Source organism: Bdellovibrio sp. SKB1291214 (genome assembly GCF_002209355.2).
Classification (GTDB): Bacteria; Bdellovibrionota; Bdellovibrionia; order Bdellovibrionales; family Bdellovibrionaceae; genus Bdellovibrio.
This window is the reverse complement of record NZ_CP106855.1, coordinates 1370141-1394707: the sequence shown is the minus strand read 5'-3', so window position 1 is coordinate 1394707 and position 24567 is coordinate 1370141. Positions and strand designations below refer to the sequence as shown.

Annotated in this window: 29 protein-coding genes; 20 read left to right on the top strand and 9 right to left on the bottom strand. The window is 42.8% G+C overall.

Features of this window, described 5'->3' with window-relative positions:
* The first annotated feature begins 94 nt into the window (after nucleotides 1-94).
* The 5 genes from tpx (at nucleotide 95) to B9G69_RS06860 (ending at nucleotide 5163) form a co-directional block, all read left to right on the top strand.
* Nucleotides 95-592: a thiol peroxidase gene (gene tpx / locus B9G69_RS06880; RefSeq protein ID WP_088616242.1), complete on the top strand. Its 498-nt coding sequence runs from the start codon at nucleotides 95-97 to the stop codon at nucleotides 590-592.
* A gap of 63 nt (nucleotides 593-655) precedes the next feature.
* Complete coding sequence (locus tag B9G69_RS06875) at nucleotides 656-1951, top strand: DEAD/DEAH box helicase (protein WP_088616243.1); 1296 nt, start codon at nucleotides 656-658, stop codon at nucleotides 1949-1951.
* Nucleotides 1952-1959: 8 nt separating this feature from the next.
* Nucleotides 1960-3684: a DEAD/DEAH box helicase gene (locus tag B9G69_RS06870; RefSeq protein WP_088616244.1), complete on the top strand. Its 1725-nt coding sequence runs from the start codon at nucleotides 1960-1962 to the stop codon at nucleotides 3682-3684.
* Nucleotides 3685-3829: 145 nt separating this feature from the next.
* Nucleotides 3830-4075 (top strand): hypothetical protein, encoded by a 246-nt coding sequence (locus B9G69_RS06865; RefSeq protein ID WP_088616245.1) that lies wholly within the window; start codon nucleotides 3830-3832, stop codon nucleotides 4073-4075.
* Between the two features lie 104 nt (nucleotides 4076-4179).
* Nucleotides 4180-5163, top strand: a complete 984-nt coding sequence (locus tag B9G69_RS06860; RefSeq protein WP_217897715.1) for a methyltransferase — start codon at nucleotides 4180-4182, stop codon at nucleotides 5161-5163.
* On the opposite strand, the gene B9G69_RS06855 is transcribed toward B9G69_RS06860, so the two are convergent.
* Complete coding sequence (locus tag B9G69_RS06855) at nucleotides 5153-5659, bottom strand: pyridoxamine 5'-phosphate oxidase family protein (RefSeq protein ID WP_088616247.1); 507 nt, start codon at nucleotides 5657-5659, stop codon at nucleotides 5153-5155. The two genes, B9G69_RS06860 and B9G69_RS06855, sit on opposite strands and share 11 nt — an antisense overlap.
* A 193-nt stretch (nucleotides 5660-5852) precedes the next feature.
* Here B9G69_RS06855 and B9G69_RS06850 point away from each other — a divergent pair, with 193 nt between their 5' ends.
* Nucleotides 5853-7451 carry a L,D-transpeptidase family protein gene (locus B9G69_RS06850; RefSeq protein ID WP_088616248.1) on the top strand — a complete coding sequence of 533 codons (1599 nt, stop codon included), beginning with the start codon at nucleotides 5853-5855 and terminating at the stop codon, nucleotides 7449-7451.
* Nucleotides 7452-7480: 29 nt separating this feature from the next.
* Complete coding sequence (locus tag B9G69_RS06845; protein WP_254916955.1) at nucleotides 7481-8875, top strand: beta-sandwich domain-containing protein; 1395 nt, start codon at nucleotides 7481-7483, stop codon at nucleotides 8873-8875.
* A 58-nt stretch (nucleotides 8876-8933) separates the two neighbouring features.
* On the opposite strand, the gene B9G69_RS06840 is transcribed toward B9G69_RS06845, so the two are convergent.
* Nucleotides 8934-9767, bottom strand: a complete 834-nt coding sequence (locus tag B9G69_RS06840; protein WP_176400978.1) for an alpha/beta hydrolase — start codon at nucleotides 9765-9767, stop codon at nucleotides 8934-8936.
* A 102-nt stretch (nucleotides 9768-9869) separates the two neighbouring features.
* Here B9G69_RS06840 and B9G69_RS06835 point away from each other — a divergent pair, with 102 nt between their 5' ends.
* A complete protein-coding gene (locus B9G69_RS06835) occupies nucleotides 9870-10244 on the top strand; it encodes a VOC family protein (protein WP_217897716.1) in 375 nt (124 codons plus the stop codon).
* A gap of 1 nt (nucleotide 10245) precedes the next feature.
* Here B9G69_RS06835 and B9G69_RS06830 read toward each other — a convergent pair whose 3' ends face one another.
* The 3 genes from B9G69_RS06830 to B9G69_RS06820 all read right to left on the bottom strand — a co-directional run bounded on the left by B9G69_RS06830 (nucleotide 10246) and on the right by B9G69_RS06820 (nucleotide 13045).
* Entirely contained in the window at nucleotides 10246-11154 is a 909-nt protein-coding gene (locus tag B9G69_RS06830) for a response regulator (RefSeq protein ID WP_176400979.1), read from the bottom strand.
* A 159-nt stretch (nucleotides 11155-11313) separates the two neighbouring features.
* Nucleotides 11314-11859, bottom strand: coding sequence for a 3'-5' exonuclease (locus B9G69_RS06825; protein WP_088616251.1), 546 nt, complete (start codon nucleotides 11857-11859; stop codon nucleotides 11314-11316).
* 100 nt (nucleotides 11860-11959) lie between these two features.
* A complete protein-coding gene (locus B9G69_RS06820; protein WP_088616252.1) occupies nucleotides 11960-13045 on the bottom strand; it encodes an aldo/keto reductase in 1086 nt (361 codons plus the stop codon).
* 171 nt (nucleotides 13046-13216) lie between these two features.
* Between B9G69_RS06820 and B9G69_RS06815 the strand changes: the two genes are divergently transcribed.
* From B9G69_RS06815 to B9G69_RS06785, 8 genes are all read left to right on the top strand, one after another.
* Nucleotides 13217-14164, top strand: coding sequence for an AraC family transcriptional regulator (locus B9G69_RS06815; protein ID WP_088616253.1), 948 nt, complete (start codon nucleotides 13217-13219; stop codon nucleotides 14162-14164).
* A gap of 90 nt (nucleotides 14165-14254) precedes the next feature.
* Nucleotides 14255-14653 carry an SRPBCC domain-containing protein gene (locus B9G69_RS06810; protein ID WP_088616254.1) on the top strand — a complete coding sequence of 133 codons (399 nt, stop codon included), beginning with the start codon at nucleotides 14255-14257 and terminating at the stop codon, nucleotides 14651-14653.
* Nucleotides 14654-14726: 73 nt separating this feature from the next.
* Nucleotides 14727-15122: a GFA family protein gene (locus B9G69_RS06805; RefSeq protein WP_088616255.1), complete on the top strand. Its 396-nt coding sequence runs from the start codon at nucleotides 14727-14729 to the stop codon at nucleotides 15120-15122.
* 210 nt (nucleotides 15123-15332) lie between these two features.
* Nucleotides 15333-16571, top strand: coding sequence for a tyrosine-type recombinase/integrase (locus B9G69_RS06800; RefSeq protein ID WP_088616256.1), 1239 nt, complete (start codon nucleotides 15333-15335; stop codon nucleotides 16569-16571).
* Nucleotides 16572-16584: 13 nt separating this feature from the next.
* Complete coding sequence (locus tag B9G69_RS06795; RefSeq protein WP_088616257.1) at nucleotides 16585-17178, top strand: hypothetical protein; 594 nt, start codon at nucleotides 16585-16587, stop codon at nucleotides 17176-17178.
* A gap of 53 nt (nucleotides 17179-17231) precedes the next feature.
* Nucleotides 17232-17486, top strand: coding sequence for a helix-turn-helix transcriptional regulator (locus B9G69_RS18185; protein ID WP_416220927.1), 255 nt, complete (start codon nucleotides 17232-17234; stop codon nucleotides 17484-17486).
* A complete protein-coding gene (locus tag B9G69_RS06790; RefSeq protein WP_088616259.1) occupies nucleotides 17479-18921 on the top strand; it encodes a phage/plasmid primase, P4 family in 1443 nt (480 codons plus the stop codon). The genes B9G69_RS18185 and B9G69_RS06790 overlap by 8 nt, the downstream gene beginning before the upstream one ends.
* Before the next feature lie 67 nt (nucleotides 18922-18988).
* Nucleotides 18989-19498 (top strand): terminase small subunit, encoded by a 510-nt coding sequence (locus tag B9G69_RS06785; protein WP_088616260.1) that lies wholly within the window; start codon nucleotides 18989-18991, stop codon nucleotides 19496-19498.
* On the opposite strand, the gene B9G69_RS06780 is transcribed toward B9G69_RS06785, so the two are convergent.
* Entirely contained in the window at nucleotides 19485-19706 is a 222-nt protein-coding gene (locus B9G69_RS06780; protein ID WP_176400980.1) for a helix-turn-helix domain-containing protein, read from the bottom strand. The genes B9G69_RS06785 and B9G69_RS06780 overlap by 14 nt on opposite strands.
* 138 nt (nucleotides 19707-19844) lie before the next feature.
* Between B9G69_RS06780 and B9G69_RS06775 the strand changes: the two genes are divergently transcribed.
* Nucleotides 19845-20183: a hypothetical protein gene (locus B9G69_RS06775; protein WP_217897717.1), complete on the top strand. Its 339-nt coding sequence runs from the start codon at nucleotides 19845-19847 to the stop codon at nucleotides 20181-20183.
* A 42-nt stretch (nucleotides 20184-20225) separates the two neighbouring features.
* Here the strand turns inward: B9G69_RS06775 and B9G69_RS06770 are convergent, their stop codons facing one another.
* The gene (locus B9G69_RS06770; protein WP_265438019.1) at nucleotides 20226-20570 is read right to left on the bottom strand and encodes a hypothetical protein; all 345 of its coding nucleotides are present in this window, start codon (nucleotides 20568-20570) and stop codon (nucleotides 20226-20228) included.
* A 220-nt stretch (nucleotides 20571-20790) separates the two neighbouring features.
* On the opposite strand from B9G69_RS06770, the gene B9G69_RS06765 reads away from it, so the two are divergent.
* Together B9G69_RS06765 and B9G69_RS06760 are read left to right on the top strand one after the other, a co-directional pair.
* Complete coding sequence (locus B9G69_RS06765; protein ID WP_088616264.1) at nucleotides 20791-20979, top strand: hypothetical protein; 189 nt, start codon at nucleotides 20791-20793, stop codon at nucleotides 20977-20979.
* A gap of 12 nt (nucleotides 20980-20991) precedes the next feature.
* Nucleotides 20992-21930 (top strand): hypothetical protein, encoded by a 939-nt coding sequence (locus tag B9G69_RS06760; RefSeq protein WP_088616265.1) that lies wholly within the window; start codon nucleotides 20992-20994, stop codon nucleotides 21928-21930.
* A gap of 476 nt (nucleotides 21931-22406) precedes the next feature.
* Here the strand turns inward: B9G69_RS06760 and B9G69_RS06755 are convergent, their stop codons facing one another.
* Both B9G69_RS06755 and B9G69_RS06750 read right to left on the bottom strand, forming a co-directional pair.
* Nucleotides 22407-22856: a hypothetical protein gene (locus B9G69_RS06755; protein WP_088617443.1), complete on the bottom strand. Its 450-nt coding sequence runs from the start codon at nucleotides 22854-22856 to the stop codon at nucleotides 22407-22409.
* A 331-nt stretch (nucleotides 22857-23187) separates the two neighbouring features.
* Nucleotides 23188-24006, bottom strand: a complete 819-nt coding sequence (locus B9G69_RS06750) for a TIGR02147 family protein (protein ID WP_088617442.1) — start codon at nucleotides 24004-24006, stop codon at nucleotides 23188-23190.
* A gap of 130 nt (nucleotides 24007-24136) precedes the next feature.
* Here B9G69_RS06750 and B9G69_RS06745 point away from each other — a divergent pair, with 130 nt between their 5' ends.
* Nucleotides 24137-24550: a hypothetical protein gene (locus B9G69_RS06745; RefSeq protein ID WP_088617441.1), complete on the top strand. Its 414-nt coding sequence runs from the start codon at nucleotides 24137-24139 to the stop codon at nucleotides 24548-24550.
* Nucleotides 24551-24567 lie beyond the last annotated feature (17 nt).

The window sequence follows — 24567 nt, the reverse complement described above, 5'->3', positions numbered from 1 at the left end:
AATTGAGCGAAGACTAGGACTTCACGGCCCTTGAAGTCAAGACGTGACGGGCCTTCGGGAAAGAAGTAAACCCAAATGATCAAAGGAGTCCTCAATGGCATCAATCACACTTAAAGGTAACCCCGTTAATACATCTGGAACGATTCCCGCAAAAGGTTCTGTAGCAAAAGATTTTAGATTGGTTCGCAGCGATCTTTCTGAAGTCAGTCTCAAAGACTTCGATGGTAAAAAGAAAGTATTGAATATCTTCCCAAGCGTAGACACTGCGACATGCGCGGCCTCAGTTCGCCATTTCAACCAAGATGCAGCTAAACTTGAGAATACAGTGGTTTTGAATATCTCTGCAGACTTGCCATTTGCTCAGGCTCGCTTCTGTGGTGCTGAAGGTATTAAAAACTGTGAATCTTTGTCTTCGTTCCGCAGCTCATTCGGCCAAGATTGGGGCTTGTCGATCGTCGATTCTCCTCTAAAAGGTCTTTTGTCACGAGTGGTTGTCACTTTGTCAGAAGATAACAAAGTTCTACACGCTGAGCAGGTTTCTGAAATCGCTCACGAGCCAAATTACGAAGCGGCATTGGCCTCGCTTCGCTAGTATTTTTTATAAAATCCGCGGCCTCGGTGCAGATTGAGGCCGCTTGTGATAGACCGTCGGTCTATGAAATTTCAAACCTCTTCTCTCCGTCAAAACTCATTTTCAGAAATGAACCTTGCTCCGGTGTTGTTAACAGCACTCGAGAATATGTCGATCAAAAAACCTACTCCTATTCAAGCGCAAGGCATTCCAGCAGTTTTAAATGGATCTGACCTGATCGGAATTGCACAGACTGGCAGCGGTAAAACATTAGCTTACGCTTTGTCGGTTTTGACAGGACTTGAGAAAAAGCCAACGGCTCGAGCACTGGTGCTGGCGCCTAGTCGTGAAATGGCTCAACAGATCTACAAAGTGTTTTTAGATCTTTGTAGGGAGCTTCCAATGTCAGTATGTCTGGCAATTGGGGGAACGACAGGTTCCAAGCAGGAAAACCAGCTAAAAAAGAATCCAAAGATTATCATCGCAACGCCAGGTCGTATGAATGATCATTTACAAAAAAATAAACTGCTACTGAAAGACGTCGAGTTTGTCGTGATCGATGAAGCAGACCGTATGTTGGATATGGGCTTTGCTCCTCAACTTAAAATTATTCAATCGACCTTGCGAGGAGCTCGTCAGACTTTGATGTTTTCTGCAAGCTTTGGCCACAATGTGGATTTGATTGCTCAAATGTTCCTGCATCCTAAGGCTGTAATGATTCGCTCAGAGCAAGCCGAATCACCTGTTGAAAGTTTGAAGCAAAAAGTTTTGTTCCTGGATCGTACAATGAAAAATGATCGCCTGTTAGATGAACTTAATGCTACTCGTGGCGGTGTGATTGTATTTACTGGCAGCCAGGAAAGCTGCGAAGCTGTGGGTGAATACCTTCAGTCTTATGGTTTTGATTCGGACCTGATTCATGGAGGTTTATCTCAAGGTCAAAGAAATCGTGTTGTGCGTGGTTTCCGTGAAGGTGAAATTCGTATCATGGTTGCAACGGATCTATTGGCACGTGGGCTTGATGTTCCTCACGTTGATCATGTGGTGAATTTTGATTTACCTTTCCAAGCAGAAGATTTCTTGCACAGAATTGGTCGTACGGCTCGTGCGGGCAGAAATGGCGAAGCGATCACCTTTGTGACACCGTCGGATCACCGCATGTACAATAAGGTGAAGGTTTACTTGCAAGGAGCTAAAGAGGAAATTTTGGACCCGTCGTTTAAGTTTATCGACCGTTCTAAGAAATTTGGGAAAGCCTCAGATACGAAAAAAGCTGGACTGCGCGGAACTGGTAAACCAAGCAAAGGTGCTTCGCCGTCAAAAAAAGGCGCGGCGCCATCTAAAAAATCTGCTGTTAATCCGTTCAAGAAGCGCCGATAATCCCTTTCATGTATCTACTGCGCCCGTATCAACAAGAGGCTGTTCAAGCGACGCTTCAGCACTTTCGTAAAGAGAAATCACCGGCGGTGATTGTGCTGCCGACGGGTGCGGGGAAAAGTTTAGTCATAGCAGAGCTGGCTAGGTTAGCGCGTGGCCGTGTGTTAGTCATGGCCCACGTTAAAGAGCTGGTTGAGCAGAATCATACCAAGTATATTTCCTTTGGGCTCGAAGCAGGAATTTTTTCTGCAGGGCTTGATCGCAAAGATTCCAGTCAAAAAGTTATTTTTGGTAGCATTCAGTCTATTGCTCGGGCTGATGAAGAATTCTTTCAAAATTTCTCGCTCGTCGTCATCGATGAATGTCATCGTGTTTCCATGGAAGGCGAGACTCAATACTTTCAAGTTATCTCTAAACTGCAAAAGTTAAATCCTGAGGTCTGCGTCCTTGGTTTGACGGCAACGCCTTATCGGTTGGGATTTGGCTGGATTTATCAATATCATACACAAAAGAAATTGCAGCAAACCACTGAAAATCGATTTTTTAAAAAATGTATTTATGAACTTTCAATTGGATACATGATTAAAAATAAATATCTGACGCCTCCGGTGAAGATTGATTCGCCAGTGGCCTGTTATGATTTTTCCAGTTTGAAGTTGCATGGAACAAGTTATGTGACGGCTCAGATCGAGGCTTTGCTTAAGGATCAAAAACGGATCACGCCATTAATCATAAAAAACATTGTGGATATGTCTGTGGATCGTCACGGAGTCATGATTTTTACCAGTTCCGTAAATCATGCGATCGAAATTATGAAAAGTCTTCCGCCTTTTGTTTCTGCACTGGTTGTGGGTGACACGGAGATCGAAGATCGCGATGAAATCATTAATGCATTCAAAGAGCGTAAATTAAAGTATCTGGTAAACGTCTCTGTTCTGACCACAGGGTTTGATGCGCCTCACGTGAATGTCATTGCGATTTTACGTCCCACGGAATCTGTAAGTCTGTATCAACAGATTGTGGGACGTGGTCTGCGTTTAAGTGAAGGCAAGTCTGATTGTTTGGTCCTAGATTACACCGGACAAGATCATGATTTGTTTACGCCAGAAATTGACGATGATAAGCCGAATTCATCAACAGTGATTGTAGAAGTTCCCTGTCCTGAATGCGGAACTGTGAATAACTTCTGGGGTATCAAGAATAAAGAGGGCGAAGTCGAGGAACACTTCGGGCGCAGATGTAAGGGGGCTTTTCAAGATCCTGTATCTGGAGATATCGAACCATGTGGCTTTAGATTTCGCTTTAAACGCTGTCCTGATTGTGGTCATGAAAATGATATCGCAGCCCGAAGCTGCGAGGGTTGTCAGGCCATTTTGGTAGATAATGATAAGAAGCTTAAAGAGGCCATGTCACTGAAAGACGCCCATGTTTTACGAGTGGATTCGGTGACGTACTCGAAGGGGTACGATAAAAAAGGCAACGAGCGTTTGGAAGTAAAGTACTACGACGTTGATGCCAAGGCGCTGACGGAGTACTTCTATTTAAGCACCGCTTCGGACAGTCGCGCGTTCTATTTCAATTTTACCCGGATGCATTTACGCGTTCCTGGCAAAAAGATCTATGTCAAATCTGCTGATGAAGCGATTAAGATGAAGGATCAGTTTCGAATCCCTATGTTCGTTATTGCTCGTAAACAAAAGAGCTTTTGGGCGATCCGCGAGAAGATTTTCGAGTAACAAATATCCCAAAACGCCTGTCTAAACTTTGGACGATCAGGGAACTTTGCCAAAAACCCGGCCGCTCCATGGGTGTGCTATTGCAAATTTCCAGGGATAGAAGTACTCCTCTCTGATCATTAATTGAAATATAAAGGGGTACCTTATGAAAATGATTATTGCTGCACTTATGCTTGTTTCTTCTTCAGCTATGGCTTCTGCTGTTGATGACTCTATCAATATCAAAGTTTTGTCTTACTGTTCAGCTAACAAAGTTGTTACTGAAAATGATGGCCAAGTTGTTGTTAAACAGGACTGCGATGCCCTTAATAAAGAGTGTGTAGACACTGTTTCTTCAAGAATGGGTGGCAAATTCGTTAATTACACAGCTTCTTGCGAAGATAAAAAGTAGTAAACACTTCTTTTATCGCGTAGCCTTTTGGAATGACCCAAGCACAAAAGGCATTTGGGGACCTCGTTAGACGAGGTCCTTCTTTTTTTTCTGACGTTCAACTTTTGAATACTCAACAGTTGGCAGATATTTATGTGCTTGCCGCGTTCACTAAAACAGCACTTCCTTTTATCACTGAATCCCATTGGCTTTATCGCAAACAGCACGGCGCTGCTCCTATCTTTCCAATATTCTTAGAAACCCTATTTCGTAAAGAACTTGCGTGCATTTGCTTTTTCAGGGGCTATCTTGAAGAAATTGGACTGAAAGGATTTAAAGACCTGGATGAAAAGTTGGATCGCCTGGAAAAGGAAACCATCAAGTACATTCGCAGTCGACCCAATCAAGAACAACGTGAGTTTTCAAGATTTGCGCTGACTTTGATGTCCGCCTTGTTTGCAGAGGAAGAACGCTGGCAGCCAACGGGTATTTCTCTGTATCGCACCTTTGATCGACTTGATGAGGTCTTTGAACTTAACTATGACGCAGACCATGGAATGAAAATCGAAACGATCGACGGCGGGGAGCGACTGTACGAAGGCGCGGGTGTAGGGGTTCAATCTGGATATTCGACTGTTCTAACGGCGTTGAATCATTTGCAGATTACCGGATCTTCTAAGTTTGTAGATTTAGGTTCGGGTTATGGCCGCGTTGGCTTAGTAGTTGGACTCTTGCGACCGGATATTCACTTCGTCGGGTATGAATATGTTCCACATCGTGTCCAAATATCGGCAAAGACCGCTGAAAGATTTGAAATTCAAGATCACGTTAAATTTCAAGTTCAAGATTTGTCGCTGAAGGATTTTAGCATACCCGAGGCTGAAATCTATTATCTATATGATCCATTTAGTGAAGAAACCTACAGTCATGTCTTACATCAACTTATAGATCTTAGTAGAAGAAAGCCCTTCGTGATCGTTACGAAGGGCAATGCTAGAAAATGGTTATTGGATGTAGCCGTGCGTGAAAAGTGGTCGCGGCCGTTAGAATATGACAGCGGAAATCTTTGTCTGTTTCACACGGCTGGATCGAACACTTTTAATGTCTAAGGTTCAGTTCCCCGTGGTTCCCCATCTTAATATGATGAGATCCGGTCGCCATTTTTACGAATTGCAGGATTTTTGAAACAGGATTGGAGTGACTTTCCCAGTACTCTGCCTGTTCCACATCAATTTTTAAAAGCTGTACGTTCGGATCGTTAGGTCCTTGTGGAAACCAAGCTTCATAAGCCTTTGACCAAAGTTCTCTAACTTTTTCTGGATTGTTGTCGACGAGCTCAGCAAGGCCCGTGACAGACACAAACTTATTGTTTCCAGAATAAGTGATGTTCACACGATTTTCGTTTTGAATTTCTGAGGCTTTCTGTGAATTCCTTGCGATGATGAACCATAGGCTGCCATCGAAATCTACTTCTTGTGTCATCATAGGTGCACTATGCAAACTGTTTCCACCGGATACTGTGACCAGCATAGCGGTTTTGATGTCTTTGATTAGTTCTCCAAGTTTTTTGATTTCTGGGCTAGCGCTTTGAGTATTGTCTTCCATGAAGGCCTCCGTTGTTAGTCATTCTGAATTATCACGCATATCTGACATACACCCAAGGTGACTTTTCACAAACGCATGTCAGCCATCTGTTCTCGCACATACTTCGCTTGTGATTTTGCACGTAAACCCAATTTATTTTCCCTTCTAAAATGGAGGCGCCTAGGCTGAGGTCCTTACTGAGGGGTACAACAACATGGAAGTCGTTCGTCGTTTTGCGAACCGTATCGTAGTCGCATCGGTACTACCTGCGCTTGCGTGGGCACAGCTACAAACTAATGCCAAACCTAAGCCAGCGGAGCCACTGGACTACAACACGGTCATATCGGGAATATCAATAGCGGACATGCGCGCAGCAATGAAACAAAGCTGGCGTCACGGTCTAAACTCAAAACTTTATTGGACTGATTCATTGGAGTCCAATTATTCGCGGGGAGTGAACGTTCGTTCGGCGGCGAACCAAGCATTTTTGCGCATGCTTCAGCATCTTTATGGTGGCAGTGTGAATCCACAATATGTGGGTTACGATGTTAAGTTCGTTAAGAAGGATTTTTTAACACCGAAACAGTTGCGCGCAGTTGTGGTTGCCACGGGCAATGATGCGAAAAGTTTGGTTGATGAGGTTGCTCCTCAAAATGCGCCTTATCAATCGGTTCGCGAAGGATTTGTGAAAATCTATCCGTCATGCACGGATGGCACGTGGAAAGAAATCGTACCGGTGAACACACCGTTAAGACTGTATTCAAAAAATCCCGTGATTTCTTTAATCAAAAGTCGTTTGGCGATCTTGGGCTATAAGATGTCTAACATTGATGACGTTTTCGATGGTGATCTTTTGAATGCTATTACGGACATTCAGTGGAACCTGCGAATTAAGCCTGACGGTGAAATCTCTCCGAAAGGAAAGGTATGGCAGTTCTTTAGTGTGCCATGTGCTGAACGGGTTCGTCAGTTGCAAGTTGATATGGAAAAAATGCGGTGGTTTCCGCAATATTTCGAAGATCGATATATCTTTGTTAATCTGGCGATGTCGTATTTTATTCTAATGGATACTTCAAATCCTGACTATCACCGTGTGATGAGTTTTAGAACTGTGAATGGCAGACCTTCACGTAAGTCACCAACGATGAAAGACATGATTGTTAAGGTGATCCTGAATCCATTCTGGACAGTGCCACCCACTATTTTCAGTGAAGACAAAGTCAACGACCTGAAAGTTCTAAGCAAGGAGAAAATACGCGAATACTTTGATTCGCACCACTATGAAGTTTGGACCAGTGATTTCCGTCGTCGTATCGATCCAACGACGATTGACTGGATGGCTTTAAGTCAGGGCCGAGCAAACTATGATATCAGTATTCGTCAGCTTCCTCATTTGGGGAATGCATTGGGTGTAATCAAGTTTGATCTAACGAATAGTTTCTTAATTTATCTGCATGACACGAATCAACGTGAACTATTTGACGTTCCAATGCGGCAATTAAGTTCAGGTTGTATGCGTTTAGAAAAACCATTCGATCTTGCAGAATATCTTCTTGAAGACACGGCTTGGGACCGCAAGACAATCGAGTCGATGGTGGCTCGCCCAGGGGAAGTCCTAAATAAGTCGACCGAGATACCAGTTCCAAAATCTAAGCAAACACCGGTGTACACAGCTTACTTAACCTCCATGATGAGCTCCGATGGTGTCGTTCGTTTTGTGGACGATATCTATGGACAGAACACGACGATCAAATCGTATCTGTCTCCGCTTTTTGTGGGGAACGAGAGCAGTGCATACTGGGGAATGAATTAAAATCAAACTGAAGGAAAAAGGGGTTCAAAATGCATTATGGAAAGTTACTTTTATTAGTACTAGCGAGTGCGCAAATGGCCAGCGCAGCTCCAGTGGATCATACAACTACAGACGCGAAAAAGGGTGCTAGCGGCGGCGGCAAACCTGCGGTTCAGGAAAAGGCAGCAGATAAAGAGAAGCCCGCTCCTGGCAAAGGTAATCCGGGGCGTGGTGAATTGCCAAAACCACCAGCGCCGCCAACGCAACCGACTCAGCCACCTACCGAAAATCAATATTCAGGTGTGGGTAAAATTGATGCCGTTACAAGACAAACCGGCGGTGATGTCTACCGTTTGGAATTGGTTAAGGCTATTCCACTTGTGCGTGTCGAACTTAAAGCTAAGTTGGGGCGCGCTAAAATTTATTCTGCAAGTTTAGTGACTGACAAGAATGACCGTGTTCCCCTTCGTCAGCTGACTGGTATCAATCTTAGTGATGGCAATCAGCCCACAAGCTCAGAAATTTTAAGCGACACATCTAATATTGTTGCTGTTGAAATTCTTGCTGAAGCGATGGGTGGGGAGTCGGCTGTCGACATCATAGCTTACTCTACGAAAGAAGCTCCACGTTTGGCATTGGCTAACCGTATCCCAGAGTTTTCATGCAAACGCAGTATCGATGCTTTACTTAAAGACAAACTTGATCCAGTACAGTTGTGGGTGGGGCGCGCTGAGAGCTCAGCTCCGGGCTCTGTCCAAGAGAAATTTGCTGGTAACCAATTGAAAGAGCAAGTCAGAGATTTCGCTTCCACAATTCGTTCCGGGGGATCATATACATCGCTGGGATACCTAGTAACTTTAATTAACTTTTTTGCGGATCAGTACAACTCTGTTCGCGTGGGTGGGGTATCAGAACCTGCATACCGTGATTTGCTGCAAGCTGGTAACGACGTTTTGATGATCGCTATTCAAAATGAACTTCCTTGCCGTAAGTTCCCAAGCGATACGTTGATTAAGCTTTCTTCCGAGTTTTATAAAAAGCTTCAATCAATGCCACCAGATGCCCGTGCACGGGGCCTTTTCGAAAAAATGACGACACGAGTACGTGACTATGCGCCAGATCAATACCGTAAAGAATTGTCTGCTGCAAATCTGTCATTCCGTGACGCCGATAACGAAGGAATTAAATATTACCGCGCGTATGTGACATCTAAGGATGGCGAATTCTTTAAGGAAACCAGCAAATCAATGAGCGCTTACGCATTTATGGTCGCTGAGAATGCTTTGAAAATCGAAGTTAAGATGATGGACGTCGAACAACGTTATCAACTGATCGTTGAATTCCAAAGCAAATACAATTCCAACGGTGAATATCCTCAAGCAGTAGCGCAAAGATATTTAAATATCCTTGCGGAACAAACTTTCGGATTTAAATTGTTCCACTGATAAGAACACAATCCGGATTTAAGAAGCTGCGGTTGCCAACGACCGCGGCTTTTTTATTTTAATTTACGCCCTCGATGCTTTTGAAGAAATTCGTGAGGGACTCCCAATACAAAGGATATGAATCCAGATCATTGTGGTTTCCTCGGTCGATTTCCACAAGTCTCACGTCATCGCGTATTTTCGATAGGGCCAAACCTTGAGAAAATGGGATTACTTCATCTTGATTCCCATGGATAATTAAAATGGGACATTTAACCTGCGTGATCCATTCATTACTAGGCATGGGATACTTCAGAATAAATGATGGTAAAAAGGGTGCGGTGTTATTCGCTAGCTCGGTGAGGCTGAGATAGGGAGTTTCTAATACCAGACCCTTAACCGCGGAGTCAGAGCCCAAGTAAGTCGCTAATCCTGAACCGATCGAGCGTCCATAGATGAAAATATTCTTTCCCGTATTTCTATCTTTAAGTTCCTTTAATATTTGAGTACCTATTTTTAGCAGCTGTTCTTGAGAGGATATCTTGCCAGTACTCTTTCCATATCCTGGATAATCAACTATCCACACATCCATGGAGGTCTTCATGGAAATTTCCTGAGCCACCTCACCCCAGCCATCTAATGCTCCGGCATTCCCATGAAAGTATAAAATAATGCCTTTGCTATCGGGAGCATGAAAAATAAGGCTGTGAATTTCATCGCTGTCGACTTTGGATACGTGCTCCTCAAATTTGCTATTAAAATTAAACTTATGGTTGGATGGAAGCACTGACGGATAGAAAATGATCTTTTCCTGAAACATATAGGCCAGGATTGTAAGGCCCAGATACGCTAGAACCACAACCCGAACAATTGCTATAACGATGTAGCTGACATCAAACTTTGCAATTTCCATGACTCTTATTACTAGGATTCGTGTCATAGATCAATCGTGTTTAATACAATCCATCTTTCAAGATTTTTTAGCGTAAGGTATTGCTATTAAGGAGATGTGTATATGGAGATGGTTCCAAATCTCATGCTATTTTATGTGAAAGATCCGATCGCAAGTCAGAAGTTTTACGAAAATATTTTTATGCAAAAGCCTGCGGCTGCTTTTCCAACATATGTGGCTTTTCAATTTCCCAATGGCTTAACTTTTAGTCTTTGGTCGACGCAAGCCAAAGACTTCGTATCCGATGGAAGTGGGCATCGCTCAGAACTGGCATTTATGGTCAGTGACGAAGACCAAGTACGTGCTTTGCATGATAAGTGGAAAACACAAGGCATTAAAATTGAACAGGATCTAAAGAAAGCCGTATTTGGTTTAACCTTTGTGGCATTAGATCCAGACGGACATCGTATCCGTGTTTGTATTCCAGATAAAAATTAAGCTATTCGCTTCTTTTTTTAGAATACTTTTCTAAGAGGAGAAGCCCTTCAGGCGTCAGGTGATTTCGCAATTCTGTTAGGGCCTCGTTCGACAAAAACACGCCATCCGCAGAAATATCTTCATTTCCTTTTTCTGCGAACCATCCTGCCTCTACGTTTTCATGATAGTTTTTAAGATTCTTTTCTGTAAACTCAGTTAAGAACGGATGAGGCTTTCCTTTTTCAATATCACTCACGCATTTTTCGATGAATGAATGAAACTCGACGACAAGTCCCGTCAGGGGTGAAAGAAGTTCCAGTTCTTTTTTTATTGTTAACTCAATAGCGTCTTCAATTTTTTGACAATAATCCGCGATAAGTGGCCATTTTAAAGAGGTGGCTTTTGTTTTCAGATTTTTCACTTGTTGTAAGCACGTGGCAAGACCTTGTTGTCTGTTTAAAGGAAGGACTTGCTTTATATTTTTTAAAATTTCTGTAGCATCTGCGACAAACGAGTTCTCTTTATTTGCATGGGATTCGTCTATAAATGATCTACGTTTCGTCAGATAAGAATGGATCTCTGCGCCAGTGATGGGTTTCTTTAAAATTCCACCGGCTCCATATGTCACGGCGGTCAACAGACTTGAGCCTTCGTATTCCGAGGTCAAAAAGAAAACAGGCAAATAGTGATAGTTCGGATCTGCTTTCAGAGTGCACAATAAGGTGAGACCACTTTTTCCACTCATCTGCCAATCGGTAAGAATGACATCAAATGTTTGGCCTGCACTCAATAGATCCAATGCCTCATCGACGGATCCGACTTGAGTGAGTTCGTAGTATTCCTTAAACCCCTCCATGCTTCGCGCAACTGTCTTACGCAATATAGATGAATCATCGACATGGAGAACTTGAAGAGGTTTTTTAAAGCTCACGTTACGCTCCGATACAGTCAAAATGCTTTAACAACTTATCGAAATTTACTTACGCTAACTGAAGCCATTGGAGATTAAACCCCTGAAATACCGACCCAATTCACCTGCGGTGGTGAGGGAACGTCATATATGAATGTCTCGAGGTGATATTTAATCAATTTAAGACATAAGCTTTTGATAGAGCTTTAATCCAATCCACGCATCCGTTGCGGCATAGATAATCTGTTTTTCTGTAAGTTCACTGGCTTCCCAATTCGTGGTCTTCGGACCTTTGCTGATGGTGGCGTTCAGAACCTCTTCAGTCATACTCTTTAGACCGAAATTTTTAAGATTTTTTGTCTTAGCTAAAGTTTGAAGTTCAATAAATCCGTGAGGAGTGAAAGAAAATTTTTTCTGCAAGTTTTTGATGTCGTCTCTAATAGCCACACCGGCTTTGATCACTTTTGGATTTTCAAAAATATTTTTGAAAACCTCAAAGTTCTGAATGTGCTTGAGACGAATGATATACGCGTCGGTCTCTGTTGCAAGCTGTATCAAGGCCACTGGATAAGATTCGCCCTTTTTAAAAGAGGGGCGAGTCTCAGTATCAAATCCGAATTCTTGAACAGACTCTAGTGCGTTGGCAACTGTCTGTAGTTCTTGATCTGTCTTAATTAAATGGATCTTGCCTGGAAAAGAGAGGAATTTGAAAACTGGTTGAGTCATATTTACTTCTTACTACTTTTTCATCCGGTAGTTAAGAATAAGAACGCTGTTTCGAGTGATTTTAAGGGCCAGCTAAGCCAGCTAGCCCTTTATGATCTCTCTAGTATGGTTTATCGTCCTTGCCGATGACGAATGGAGATAACTCTGCAGAAACTCCATTCACAGATGTCCCGCCATTGTGAATAGCCGGGAACATCGGCTGCATACTTTGAGGGAATCCAAATTTTGGCTTCGTCAAAGTATCCAAGCGATTTAAATCATCATTCGACAAACTGATTTCCAAAGACTTTAAATTGTCTTCAAGTTGAGTCATGCGGCGTGCACCGATAATGGTTGATGTAACTCCTGGTTGAGCGCGTACCCATGCCAAAGCAATGCGAGCCGGTGTGCTGTCGTGTTTTTTCGCGATGGCTTCCAATTCGTCGATAACTTTGAAAGTTTGCTCCGTCCAAATTCCATCTATGAATGCAGCTCTGTCAGAAGTTTGCTGTCCAGCATTTTTGCGATTGTATTTTCCGCTAAGGACTCCGCTTTTCAAGGGAGACCACGGGGTAATGCCGATATCAAATTCAAGCGCTAGTGGAACAAGCTCCTGCTCGATGGTGCGTTCAAGTAATGAATATTCGACCTGCATGCCAATGAAAGGGCTCCAACCCCGGAAGTTAGAAATCACATTCGCCTGTGCGATTTTCCAAGCGGGTGTATCGGAAACGCCGACATAACGAATCTTACCATGGCGAACTAGGTCATCAAGCGCGCGCATAGTTTCTTCAATTGGAGTATGGACGTCCCAGTTATGCAACCAGTACAAATCGATATAATCTGTTTGCAGACGACGAAGAGAGTTTTCGGCCTGTTCGACAATGGACTTTCTGCTGGAACCGCCACCGTTAGGATCTCCTGGATATAGATTGCCACTGAATTTTGTCGCAATAACTAAGCGGTCACGACGAGATTTATGACGACCAATATGATCCCCGATGATTTTCTCAGAGTGACTTTTGGTATAGAAATTCGCTGTATCCAAAAAATTTCCACCCATTTCGATATAGCGATCCATTATTTTTGTGGATTCTTCGACGCTAGAGCCCCACCCCAAGTCTTCACCGAAGGTCATCGTCCCTAAAGCCAAAGGACTTACGCGCAATCCAGATTTTCCCAAAGTGATGTATTTATTAAGTGACATAAAAACTCCTTTTTTCTGCTTATTAAATATAAATGGATCTTCAGCAGAGGGTGAGCCTGATCCTACTCATTTATTGCCTAATCCTCTCGGCCTTGATAATTAGTACCATGCAGGAACTTCCCGTTCTTTTGTTTTCGTGATTGTGTTTAAAAAGACATAAGGAACTAATGTATGAGCAAAGTTGCCAAATTATCTCATTCCCAAGAGCTTGAGGCTATTCGGGATCGTTTGGATCAGGTCATTGCAGACTTCGCCGCCGTCAACGAGACGTACGTAACTCCTATTCCCTGGCTGAGTATGGCAAAGACTATAGCTCCAGTTCCCCCCATGGCTCACATCTATGAACCAAGTCTTTGTATTTGTGTACGAGGTCGCAAAAAGGTTTTAATTGGCAAAGATTTTGTTCATTACGACGCGAAAAATTATTTCATAAGCTGTATTGAGATGCCCACAATTATTTCGATCGCAAAAGCGAGTCCTAAAGTTCCATACATGGGAATTGCCGTGCGTTTAGAGCTTGAGATGGTTCGTTCGATCATTGCCGAGATGGAAATTTCTGGTACACAAGTGGAACATTCGGAGTCGGCGATCGCCATCCGACCTGTCACCACAAACATATTAGAACCGGTGTTAAGAGCAGCGATACTTGCATCAGAAAAAAAAGATATTTCGATCATGGCCCCACTTCTTCAGCGAGAAATTTATTACCGTCTGCTATCGGGACCAAGTGGGGATCGTTTGCGCCAATTCGCGCAACTGGGCTCGCAAACAAACAGAGTCAGCAAGGCAGTAAATTGGATCCGTGACAACTTTCAAAAAAAAATGTCGATTGAAGATTTGGCGAAAATGGCAAATATGGGAGTGTCCACGTTCCATCGCCATTTTTCAGAAATTACCACGATGAGTCCCATTCAGTATCAGAAAAACTTGCGCCTCCATGAAGCCCGCCGCTTGATGATTACCGAGGATCTTGATGCAGCCACAAGTGCCATGCATGTTGGGTACGAGAGCGTGACGCAATTTAATCGCGAGTATCGTCGTCTGTTCGGTCAGCCGCCAGCCACACATAAAAAGAAAATTATCGGATCGGATATGCCAACTTCAGATTCAGTGGTTTAAATCCTGCCAACCTTCACAGAGCTATTCATTAACTTGTGTTTTCAAGCACCAGTGCATCTAATGATTTATAATTGCTAAACCGGAGGCATTATGTGCAAGACGATAAAACAAAAAGTTCATTTCAAAGCTCCTCCAGAAGTGATTTACGGATTGCTTACGGACTCCAAAAAATATGCGACTTTAACAGGTAAGAAAGCCAAGATCGGAAAGTCTGCGGGAGCAGCATTTTCAGTTTATGGTGGTCAGGCCACAGGAATAATTGTGGAACTAGTTAAAAATAGAAGGATTGTCCAAGCATGGAGAGGGCATAGCTTTCCCGAGGGCATATTCTCGATGGCAACTTTCAATTTAAAACCCGTAGGCAAGAACGGCACTGAACTTATATTGATTCATCGAGGAGTACCCAAAGAAATGATCCCATCGATTGAAAATGGATGGCGCAAGTACAATTGGGATAAAATAAAAACCTACTTAGAAAATCAGCGCTAATAGGCCTATTGATGATAATGATTTCAAACTTGCCTGGAATATGCGACCCTATCCTTTTACGGAAGGGTGAGTGATGATCCAAGGTTCTTGTCATTGCGGCAACGTAAAATGGAAATATAAAATCGCTATCGAAAGTGTCACGGCATGCAACTGTGGGCTTTGTCGCAGGTATGGTGCATTGTGGGCCTATGGCGCAAGCCCATCAAGCATTGAAGTTGATGGACCTACGACATCCTATGCATGGGCAAACAAACACAACTCATTTCATTTTTGTACGACTTGCGGTGGACTAGCTTATTATATTTCTAATAAGCCCTATGAAAATGGCGAATTTAGGGCCGCGGTAAATTTCCGTCTGGTTGAAAAACCCGAAGAGATCCAACATCTGCGCATCGATCACTTCGATGGTTTTGATAAGTTCGAAGACCTGCCGTCAGATGGCGATACGGTTAAAGATTTGTGGTTCTAATTTGATATGATTTTATCTTGGGTACGTTTACAAAAAATGGCGGACAGGGAGTCCGGCAATGCGTCTTCCCACTGCGTCCCAGGATATATTATCTTAATCGTAAGTACATAAGTTTGTTTAATTTCATTGAAAATGAAGTCCGTATTTGTTTCATTCCGTTCTATTGAATCTCGCCGCCCTTTGTCGGTTGGTTTGTAGGTAGGAGAACGAATGGCAAGCTTAAGGCTAAAATTAAATTCTTTGAAAGTTCAAAACACTAAGGCGCCGGGCCTGACCGCTGATGGTGGTGGTCTATATCTTCAAGTCAGTCGAAATGGTAGTAAGTCATGGCTGTTTCGTTTCATGCTTAATGGACGATCGCGCTCTATGGGATTGGGGTCGGTAAAGACCATAACCCTAGCAGAGGCACGATCCAAGTCTTTGGACTGTCGAAAGCTTCTAATTGACGGTCTTGATCCAATCGAGGAAAGAAACAGAAGAAACCAACAGCGGGCCTTGGATACCGCAAGGAAAATTACCTTTGATGAATGTGCAGCTCTTTATATCGAAAGTCATCGGGCAGGATGGAAAAATGCGAAACATGCTGACCAATGGACAAATACCTTAAAGACATATGTCAGCCCTATTGTCGGTTCTAAATCTGTCGATTCAATTGATACAGCTGCAGTCATGGAGTGTTTAGACAAAATTTGGAGAACCAAAACCGAAACTGCAAGCCGGGTCCGAAGTCGTATTGAATTAGTTTTGGATTGGGCGTCTGTTCATGGGTACCGATCAGGAGACAACCCAGCTCGTTGGCGGGGGCGGCTTGATAAACTGCTACCTAAGAGATCTATGGTTCAACCTATCAAACACCATAAAGCACTTCCATTGGCCGACCTTCCTGAGTTTATGGAGGACCTAAGAATGCGAGATGGAGTTTCTTCATTGGCTTTAGAGTTTACCATACTCAACGCAGTTCGAACTTCAGAGGCCTTAAATGCAAAGTGGGACGAGATTTCCTTTGAAGAGGAAGTCTGGATTATTCCACCATCTAGAATGAAGGCAAAAAAAGAACATCGGGTTCCATTGGGAAGGCGTTCATTGGAGATATTGAAGAAGCTTAAAGAGATTGGTAGTGGCGAAATTTATATATTTCCCTCGAATAAAGCTGGTAGACCATTATCAAATATGGCTCTTTTGGTACTTATTGGTCGGATGGGCTATGATGTAACAACGCATGGTTTTCGGAGTACATTTAGAGACTGGGCGGGTGAATTCACAAACCACCCGAGGGAAGTTGCGGAGGCGGCATTGGCACATACTTTAAAGGATAAAGCTGAGGCTGCCTATCGGAGAGGAGATTCCCTTTTGAAGAGACGCGTTTTGATGAAGGATTGGGAAACCTTCTGTATGATTAAGCCAGGTGCAAAAAGCACCATTTCGTATTTGGAGAAAAATACTTTTTAGTTGAGGAACATATTTGAAACAAGTTGCAGTGACTCAGAAAATTAAAAACGATATTAGAAGAGATGTTATATCCATCGTGGGCGACCTGCCGGGTGTTAAAGAGTTTGTAGATGGCATGATAGATAGTTTTCCGAATAATTTATATTTGAAGAACGATATGGATATAAAACTAGTCAGAAACTCTTTACGGGCCGCTTTGAAAGCTCTCGCTCGTATCGACAGTACGCGGAATGGCCCATCAATTGTACCGATAGCCAGCCAAATACAATGGGCTGCAGAGGATAAATCGCAAATCAAACTTAATGATGCTAAGAAACTCCTGAGTGAAATGCTCGATATTTCTGAGGATCGACTGAAGACACAGGGTAAAGTTTTAAAAAAAATCGTCATAAGAAGTGATGTTAATATTGAGCTTGCCTATGTGAGGCATATCGCAATTTTCTTTCTAAATATCGGAAAGAAACCGACAACAGGAAAAAGGAAAAGAGGATATTCTAAGCGATCGTTATTTGATCGAGTCTGCGATAGTGTAGAATTTCATCTTGGCGTTAAATTTGGTCCAACGGCAAGAATTCAGGCAACACAGGAAATAAAAGGGGCGTTTTAGCCATTTAATATTCGCACAAGTGCCCCCGCCACATAGCTTTCAATTACCCTCTTATGGGCGCATGTTGCCTCTCAGGAGGTCATGCGATGCCAAGTAATAATATTTTAAGATTGTCAGAAGTTTCAGATAAAGTCGGTCTAACCCGGTCATCAATTTACCGGTTCTTGAAAACCGGATGTTTTCCAAAACCAATTAACCTAAGTAGTCGAAGTGTTGGATGGCTCGAATCAGAGGTGAACCTTTGGATTGAGCAGAGGGTCGCCGCTAGGGACTGCCTTAAAAACGATAAGGGAACCGACAATGAATAGTAACGGCAGATCAAATCTACATAAATTACCGGATGAGACTGTCCGTTACTCTGATGATGCAATTGCCGATGAGTTTTCTTTGAGGCATTACGAACTTCTCTATTGTGCGGAACTCGGCTGGATAAAATATAACGGTCAAAGATGGTGCCGAGCTTCGGATGAGGTTATTAAACAATTTGTACGAGATACATGTCGAAATATGGCTCATCGTGCTTTAGAGGATGCAACCCTCAGAGAAGAACAAAGAAATAGGATTGCGAAGGCCATTACGTCCGCAGGCACAATCGCAGCAGTTGAGCGGCTCGCACGAGGTGACGAGCGACATTTCTGCGAGGTAGATATTTGGGACAGGAGCTTATACCTTCTTAATACTCCTGGAGGCACGGTTGATCTTAAAACCGGAGAACTTCGACCCCACGATCCAGAAGACAGAATAATGCAAATGACCAACGCAACACCACGAGGTGAATGTCCAAACTGGATTGCTTTTTTAAATAATATCACAAATGGCAATGAGGATTTAGTCGCATACTTAAAGAGGTTAGCTGGATACTGCCTTGTCGGTGATCCCAAAGAGGAATGTCTCGACTTTTTCTATGGTGGCGGAGGAAATGGAAAAGGAACCTTTCTAGAGGGGTTAATTCATGCCCTAGGTAGTTACAGCGCAACGGCTAGCATGGATACATTTACGGAAAGCTTAACATCACGACATCCAACCGAACTAGCGAAGCTTGTCGGTAAACGCTTGGTGGTCGCGCAAGAGGTGGATCAAGGAAAGCGCTGGAACGAGTCGCTCATAAAAACTCTTACGGGAAAAGATAAGATTTCTGCTCGGTTCATGAGGAAGGATTTTTTTGAATTTTACCCTCAATTTACGTTAATTATTGCCGGAAATCATAAGCCGTCATTCAGGGCTGTCGATGATGCGATTCGCAGACGTCTTCACCTGGTTCCCTTTACAGTTAAGATCGAGGCGGCACAGCGAGACGCCACCTTGAAGGAAAAATGGAAAGAAGAGTCTGATGGGATTTTAAAATGGGCATTAGATGGATGTCTTGAATGGCAGCAGGTCGGTCTTCAACCCCCCGAGGTCATTACTAAAGCAACAGCTGAATACTTGGAAGAAGAAGATACGTTTGGAATTTGGTTATCTGAATGTTGTATTCAAGGAAAAGATTTTCAAGAATCGGCATCACGCCTTTATAGGTCATATCAGTGTTGGAAAGAACAACGCGGCGAGGGACGGCGTTCCATGAAAAGTTTTTCTAAGATCTTAAAAGAACGAAATTTTAAACAAAAAAGAACTTCAGCTGGAAGTGTTTACCTTGGTCTAAACCTCAATTTTATAGAGATTATGAAATTGGATTCGCAGAACAATGACTTTCATCCTAAAAGAGAAATTAGAGTCGAACATGCGGATAATGACGCTTCATGAAGGATTATTTGCTTTTATAGTGGAGAACTTCAATATTCTGTAATTCATAGTTAAGGAATGAATCACTATGTGTCACTTAAGTTCAAAACAAGAACGTTTCTGCTTAGAATACATGGTGGATTTGAATGCTAAGAAGGCTGCTATCAGAGCTGGTTACAGTCCCCATACTGCAATGGAGCAGGGATACCAATTACTTCAGAAAACTTCAGTTCAATCAAAATTGACGATGCTCATGGAGGAGCGAGCTTCACGTCTCGAAGTGAATGCAGATTTAGTCGTAGATGGACTGAAGAATATCGCTTTTCGAGATATACGAGATCTCTTTGGAAAGAATGGAGAACTATTACCAATAGCAAGCTTGCCAAGAGGATTGGCAACTTCAATTTCAGCCATCGAAATTATTGAAGGACCAGGCCTCGGCCAAAGAACATACAAGATCAATTTCTACAGCAAAATTCGTGCGCTCGAACTATTAGGAAAGCATGTCGGTTTCTTTAAAAAAGAATCGCCAGTAGGCCAACCAAGCCTCGCGAAATTAATAGGGCAGATTAATAAGCCGGAAATCAAAGATCTTTAAGTAGTTTGGAAATGGTTGTATCAAGTCCTTCGGCAATCGCCAGTAGAGTTGAGAACTTAGGATCACGTATTCCGCGCTCGATCTCTGAAAGGTTCCCTTTGCTCAGGTCCATTTCATAGGCTAATCGCTCCATAGTGATGCCGCGTCTTTTGCGTTCATCACTAATTCTTAAACCTAGCGCTATCAACTTATCTTTATTTTCTCTCACCCCTATGGAATATCTAAAATATACCGACAGTTAGTTCGACATACCGAACCGATAGGCCGAACTAGACCTAAGTTGAAGGGATAGAAAATGAAATGGGTTCTCTCAGTTATAATTTTATTCACGGTTAGCTGTGCAAGCATGGATAAAGTAGGAGCTCCCGAAGATGCAGGGCTTGAAAGAGTAAAAAAGTCTTTATTGGCATACACGGACTGCATTAATAGCGAAGGTGCAAGATTAGCTCTTTCTAACGCCACTCCCTCGGAAATTGCAGAGGCAGCTCACGCAGGCTGTCTTGCTGAATTGAATTCTTACCAGCGAACTGCCCTAAGATATCTCAATACAGGCGTAGGCAGTTTAAATCGGAAAGAAGAGTCCTCTCGACTCATTTCTGAGCGCTCTAAAAAGTTGGTAGAAGATGCAAAGGCTCATGTGATTCGTTTGGTGGTTGAGGAGCGCGCATTAGCCACCGAAAAGTGAAATAATCTAGAATACGAACTTAATGCTTTCGCTTTTCTCTTCTTATAGGCTGCTTTCGCGTAATTCTGAAAGTATATGGGGTAGCGCGGTGATGATTGTCGATCGAATGGATATCAAGCGTTCGATCGCATATGCCTCGGGCCTCGCTCCAGTTTCTAAGTTACCAATGTCGCTTCCGTGAATCTTCAATCCTGTTATTTCATTAAGCTTAGAGGCGAAGTCTCTTTGCGAAAGTCGGGTCTGACTTCGAGATTCCTTAATCCAAACCTTAAATTGCGGACTTTCTGGGTTGGGGGCTTGGCTCATCTCTGCCCTAATGAACCTTTGCATCGTTTCAACGGAAACAAATTTCAGTAAACGGTCAACGACAGTAGTATCTACTATCATAAGCCTGCATTTTTCGGATGCTCCGGCGTTTATAAGGTCATAAACGGCTGAAACTATGTCCTGTACTGGGTTTGATTGATTCGGCATATCGAGACTATCGGCGTAAAATTGATAGTACTTTATACTATCAAAGCGAAATAAATTTGACCTGACACCATGCATTTGCTATTCTCTATTTAGCTCTTTGCCATCAATACCGATAGGCAGTAGAAGATCTGCCATGCAGATAGAAATGATTATGAAGCAAACGACTAAAAAGAAGGCCGTATCTCAAAAAGAGACAGGTGTAAGCCATACGGAATCTTCTAAAATTCATTCTGCTATCAAAATCGCGCTTGTTAAACGTGAGCGTGAACGTATTTCTAATCTTGTAGAGCGCGAAATGTGGAGCAAGCGCCTCGCATTCTAATAGACTCTTACTATGAGCTATCCCAAGAATAAAGTTCCCGAGTATATTTATGCTGAGCCTGAAGATTTAGGATCTCTTTTTCAAGGGGATATAATTGAGGTTACGGGCCTTTTTCGCCTTCGTTTTAAATGCTACTACCCAAAAATTAATCACGAACCTTATGAGCGAAAGTTTGCGATGGTCCTTTCGCAATCTTGTGATTTAGCTAGGAGACCGTCACAGCGTGAAGCCGGGAAATTAGGAGAGCCGAACCTCAGTCATATGGTTATCTGTCTTATTAGGCCTCTGCAAAGTGTACTTTCAAGAGAGCTTGAATTTTCTGGTGCAAAGAAAAAAAGTGGATTTTATCTTCTATCATCCCCAAGATATGACGCCACATTATCTAAGACAAGTCGTCTAATTAACAATTCGGAAGCCAAAAATTTATTCTTTCTTCCGAAGACTAAAGGTTTGCCGGAAGACTCCGTTGCCTTATTAAATGTTTCATTCTCTTTTCGAGCGAGTTGTTATCAAGAGCTTCTAAATCATAGAGTAGCTAGTCTTAAGGGTGAGTTCAGAGCCAAAGTTGGTTTTTTGCTTGCTGATTATTATGGTAGGGTAGCCACCAGTGATCTGGGGGAGCATAACTGGACTCAAAAAGATTTAATAACCTACACAAAACAAGTTCTAAAAAAAGCTGGCGTTGTTGATGCAGCAAATGATTCCTTTATTCAGAAGGCAAAAAACTTTAAATCGGTGGACGAGATAGATGCAGCGGTAGCAGCATTTTTGGCCAATGAAGAACTAAAAAAGTATAATGAAGTTATAAAAGAATCTCGAAAGCTTGCGAGTAACGATCTGTTTTCTTTGATTGGAGATAAGACAGAAATAGTCAGGCTTCAAGGTCTCTCGCAAATTCAATTAAGAAAAGAGATCTCACAGCGTCTAAAAAAAGTTATTCCAGATTTGTAGAGCTTAAAATAAGCATCAGTGGATGTGGTACTTTAACGAGAGCAAATTTTGAGTCGGCAGCACCCTTAAAAATATTTCAAAAATTTTAGTTGTGGGTTTTTTTGTGGGTAGATTTCCCGATAAAATCTAACTATCTAATTTTCTTGAGGTTAAAATCAAAAATGGCGGAGAGAGCCATAAAGTAGACGAACACTCCGCGGTGGTTATCTTTGAGCTGGAGGCTTATCCGGAGCCTAAGGTAGTGTCTGTAAGAGATCTCGAGGGGCTAATGAGCGTCTTTCGGTCCACGGTTAAGGTTGCGAAGCATATTGGAGCCAGTCAGGCTCATGTTTGGCAGCGGCTTAAAGAAGATAAGAAGCGGAGAAAGTAAGAGCTTTTTAAGAAAACAAGCCTTGTTGGTTTTGAGGGATTTGACCTGGTTCTGTTGTCCCGTGAATTGTTTGTCAAAGCACGGGACAGAATCTAGTGGTTGATGGCTATTTAGCACGACAAGAAACTTCCAAGTCTCTGCTTAAATCTTTCACACCAATAAGTGTGGTGCCGGTGGACGACCATGAGATCGCATCAAAAGGAATCATATTGCCAGTTTTGGAAATATCAACATGCCCGAGAGTGAGAACCAACTTGCCAGCCTCTTCTTTCAAGCCGATCGCGAGTAATGTATTATAGGGCTTTAGTTTTTCACCTAAAGCGCTGGCGTCATTTATAACCCCGACAACCTTCTCGACAGATGTTCCCGTCCCATCGGCATTAACAATTACAACTTCAGCTTTCGCCTCATTTAACCCTTTAGGTGTCAGATTTCCGGACCACACTTTTTTATTCTTTTCAGGATTGGTATCTTTATGCTCTATCAAGCAATCGTAAGTTTTTCCTAGGCACACGGTGGGAAGCATTAAAAAGAGTATCGTTCCAATTGCTTTCATTCAAACCTCACTTAAGTGTTTTCATAAATCATAATTTTTATTCAAAGAGAGTTTCTTACATATCAACATGACAGTCTAGATTTAAATGGGCTTGGCTTCCTTGTGACAAGTCTCGGTTCTGACTAAGTGATCGCGGTCAATTAAGGAGAGTCAAGATAGCTCGCAAACTAATACAGACGCCATTTAGGGACCGACCCACAAGACGAAGCCCCTGCTTCAAGCGTTCCCTAGTAGATGGCCTTATTTGAAACAAAGAAGCCAGTGCAAATATATACGTTTTAAGGCTCTTAAAGATTTGGTTGATGACCTGAGTTCCAACGTGAAATTTTAATTAATTTGCTCCAGGCTTAAAGAAATCCAAATTCAAACACACAATCTCTTCCGGGGTTGAAGGGCTTGCGATCTTTTTAAATTCCTCTACCCACTCCACAATACGGAAGCGAAGTTTTTCGATATCGTCCTTGCTTAAAGATTGCACGACCGAAAAGTGCAGTGATTCGGTTTTTCTTTGCGGCAGATCATTTAAAGCCTGCATGCGCCAGTTCGAGTGATGAGTTGCAATCCACGGAGAATCTTTGGAAAGATGCAGATCGCCGCTTTTCCAGCTCCATCGGCCGCTTTTTTTTTCGACCAATCCCATTTGTGCTAATTTTTCAAGATGCCATACGGCGACTGATTCGGAGATTCCAAAGTAAGTCGACAAATGTTTAACCTCTCCAAGTTTAGGGATGCTGACCGCGATATGAATTGCGGCGTACAGCCACGAAGAATAATAAAACTGTCGAACCGACATGTCTTCAACTTCTGCGATGCTGTCCTTCTTCAGACGATTTTTAAAATCCTTCCAGGCGAGCTGCTTTTCCTTAATTTTTTTTAAAAGATGTGAACGAAAGGCGGCGTTCCCAGCGCGGTTATAATCCAAAATCAGGAACAGATATTCTTGCTCTTCATGAGAGAGTCCTAAGAACTCACTGATGCCAAAGGCATGCTCGGGTAAAAGATGGATGTTGCCATTTAAAACCGTGGAAAAGTAAGACCGCTGGCAGCCCGCGGCCTCCGCCAAACGGGTCGCAAAACCACGCTGCTCGGACTGGGAAACCCGCTTCTTTAGATACGTTTTATAGTCCGTAAACTCATAGACTGAAACCATTGTTCATAAATTATAATCATATAAGTACTAAATTAATATTAAATAAATGGAGCTGCGCGTTGAGATGCTTTATAACCTATTCCAACAACTAGCTGCCTCAAAATAGGGCGGGATTAACTTAGGAGATTTTATGAAAGCATTTATTTTTGTTTCTGTTCTTTGTACTTCCGTTTTGGCGCAAGCAACGCCACCGACGAAGGACTATCGTTGTGCAGACAAGTCCGGCAACTCCATTGCCTGGGATGTTATCAACTACAATGCCGCAAACGATGTTCAAGATGTTCACAGTGATGTGTATATAACGATCAAAGGGGTTAAATATACGGTTTCTTCTGAACGAGCCTTGGCGACACCTTACCAACCAATGCTTCTTCTTAAAGACGATCGAGCCGAACAATACGTGATCGTAAAACCAGTCGGTCCTGTGAGCTACACGGAAAGCGAAATTCGTGGCGCTGCCGAAGTTGAATTCGCTGTTAAAAGCTCTCAGGGGTTATTCAAAAACAAGATCCGCATGCAATGCGCTGGCTCCAACGACGTCTAGTCGTTGCACCCGTAGCG

Coding starts and splice junctions, on each gene's coding strand:
- B9G69_RS06825 (WP_088616251.1), bottom strand. CDS start 11,859: ATGACTCAACCAGTTTTCAAATTCCTCTCTTTTCCAGGCAAGATCCAT.
- B9G69_RS06845 (WP_254916955.1), top strand. CDS start 7,481: ATGCATTATGGAAAGTTACTTTTATTAGTACTAGCGAGTGCGCAAATG.
- B9G69_RS06800 (WP_088616256.1), top strand. CDS start 15,333: ATGGCAAGCTTAAGGCTAAAATTAAATTCTTTGAAAGTTCAAAACACT.
- B9G69_RS06840 (WP_176400978.1), bottom strand. CDS start 9,767: ATGGAAATTGCAAAGTTTGATGTCAGCTACATCGTTATAGCAATTGTT.
- B9G69_RS06835 (WP_217897716.1), top strand. CDS start 9,870: ATGGAGATGGTTCCAAATCTCATGCTATTTTATGTGAAAGATCCGATC.
- B9G69_RS18185 (WP_416220927.1), top strand. CDS start 17,232: ATGGGCGCATGTTGCCTCTCAGGAGGTCATGCGATGCCAAGTAATAAT.
- B9G69_RS06865 (WP_088616245.1), top strand. CDS start 3,830: ATGAAAATGATTATTGCTGCACTTATGCTTGTTTCTTCTTCAGCTATG.
- tpx (WP_088616242.1), top strand. CDS start 95: ATGGCATCAATCACACTTAAAGGTAACCCCGTTAATACATCTGGAACG.
- B9G69_RS06745 (WP_088617441.1), top strand. CDS start 24,137: ATGAAAGCATTTATTTTTGTTTCTGTTCTTTGTACTTCCGTTTTGGCG.
- B9G69_RS06785 (WP_088616260.1), top strand. CDS start 18,989: ATGTGTCACTTAAGTTCAAAACAAGAACGTTTCTGCTTAGAATACATG.
- B9G69_RS06820 (WP_088616252.1), bottom strand. CDS start 13,045: ATGTCACTTAATAAATACATCACTTTGGGAAAATCTGGATTGCGCGTA.
- B9G69_RS06810 (WP_088616254.1), top strand. CDS start 14,255: ATGTGCAAGACGATAAAACAAAAAGTTCATTTCAAAGCTCCTCCAGAA.
- B9G69_RS06750 (WP_088617442.1), bottom strand. CDS start 24,006: ATGGTTTCAGTCTATGAGTTTACGGACTATAAAACGTATCTAAAGAAG.
- B9G69_RS06760 (WP_088616265.1), top strand. CDS start 20,992: ATGAGCTATCCCAAGAATAAAGTTCCCGAGTATATTTATGCTGAGCCT.
- B9G69_RS06815 (WP_088616253.1), top strand. CDS start 13,217: ATGAGCAAAGTTGCCAAATTATCTCATTCCCAAGAGCTTGAGGCTATT.
- B9G69_RS06775 (WP_217897717.1), top strand. CDS start 19,845: ATGGATAAAGTAGGAGCTCCCGAAGATGCAGGGCTTGAAAGAGTAAAA.
- B9G69_RS06805 (WP_088616255.1), top strand. CDS start 14,727: ATGATCCAAGGTTCTTGTCATTGCGGCAACGTAAAATGGAAATATAAA.
- B9G69_RS06765 (WP_088616264.1), top strand. CDS start 20,791: ATGCAGATAGAAATGATTATGAAGCAAACGACTAAAAAGAAGGCCGTA.
- B9G69_RS06755 (WP_088617443.1), bottom strand. CDS start 22,856: ATGAAAGCAATTGGAACGATACTCTTTTTAATGCTTCCCACCGTGTGC.
- B9G69_RS06875 (WP_088616243.1), top strand. CDS start 656: ATGAAATTTCAAACCTCTTCTCTCCGTCAAAACTCATTTTCAGAAATG.
- B9G69_RS06850 (WP_088616248.1), top strand. CDS start 5,853: ATGGAAGTCGTTCGTCGTTTTGCGAACCGTATCGTAGTCGCATCGGTA.
- B9G69_RS06770 (WP_265438019.1), bottom strand. CDS start 20,570: ATGATAGTAGATACTACTGTCGTTGACCGTTTACTGAAATTTGTTTCC.
- B9G69_RS06870 (WP_088616244.1), top strand. CDS start 1,960: ATGTATCTACTGCGCCCGTATCAACAAGAGGCTGTTCAAGCGACGCTT.
- B9G69_RS06790 (WP_088616259.1), top strand. CDS start 17,479: ATGAATAGTAACGGCAGATCAAATCTACATAAATTACCGGATGAGACT.
- B9G69_RS06855 (WP_088616247.1), bottom strand. CDS start 5,659: ATGGAAGACAATACTCAAAGCGCTAGCCCAGAAATCAAAAAACTTGGA.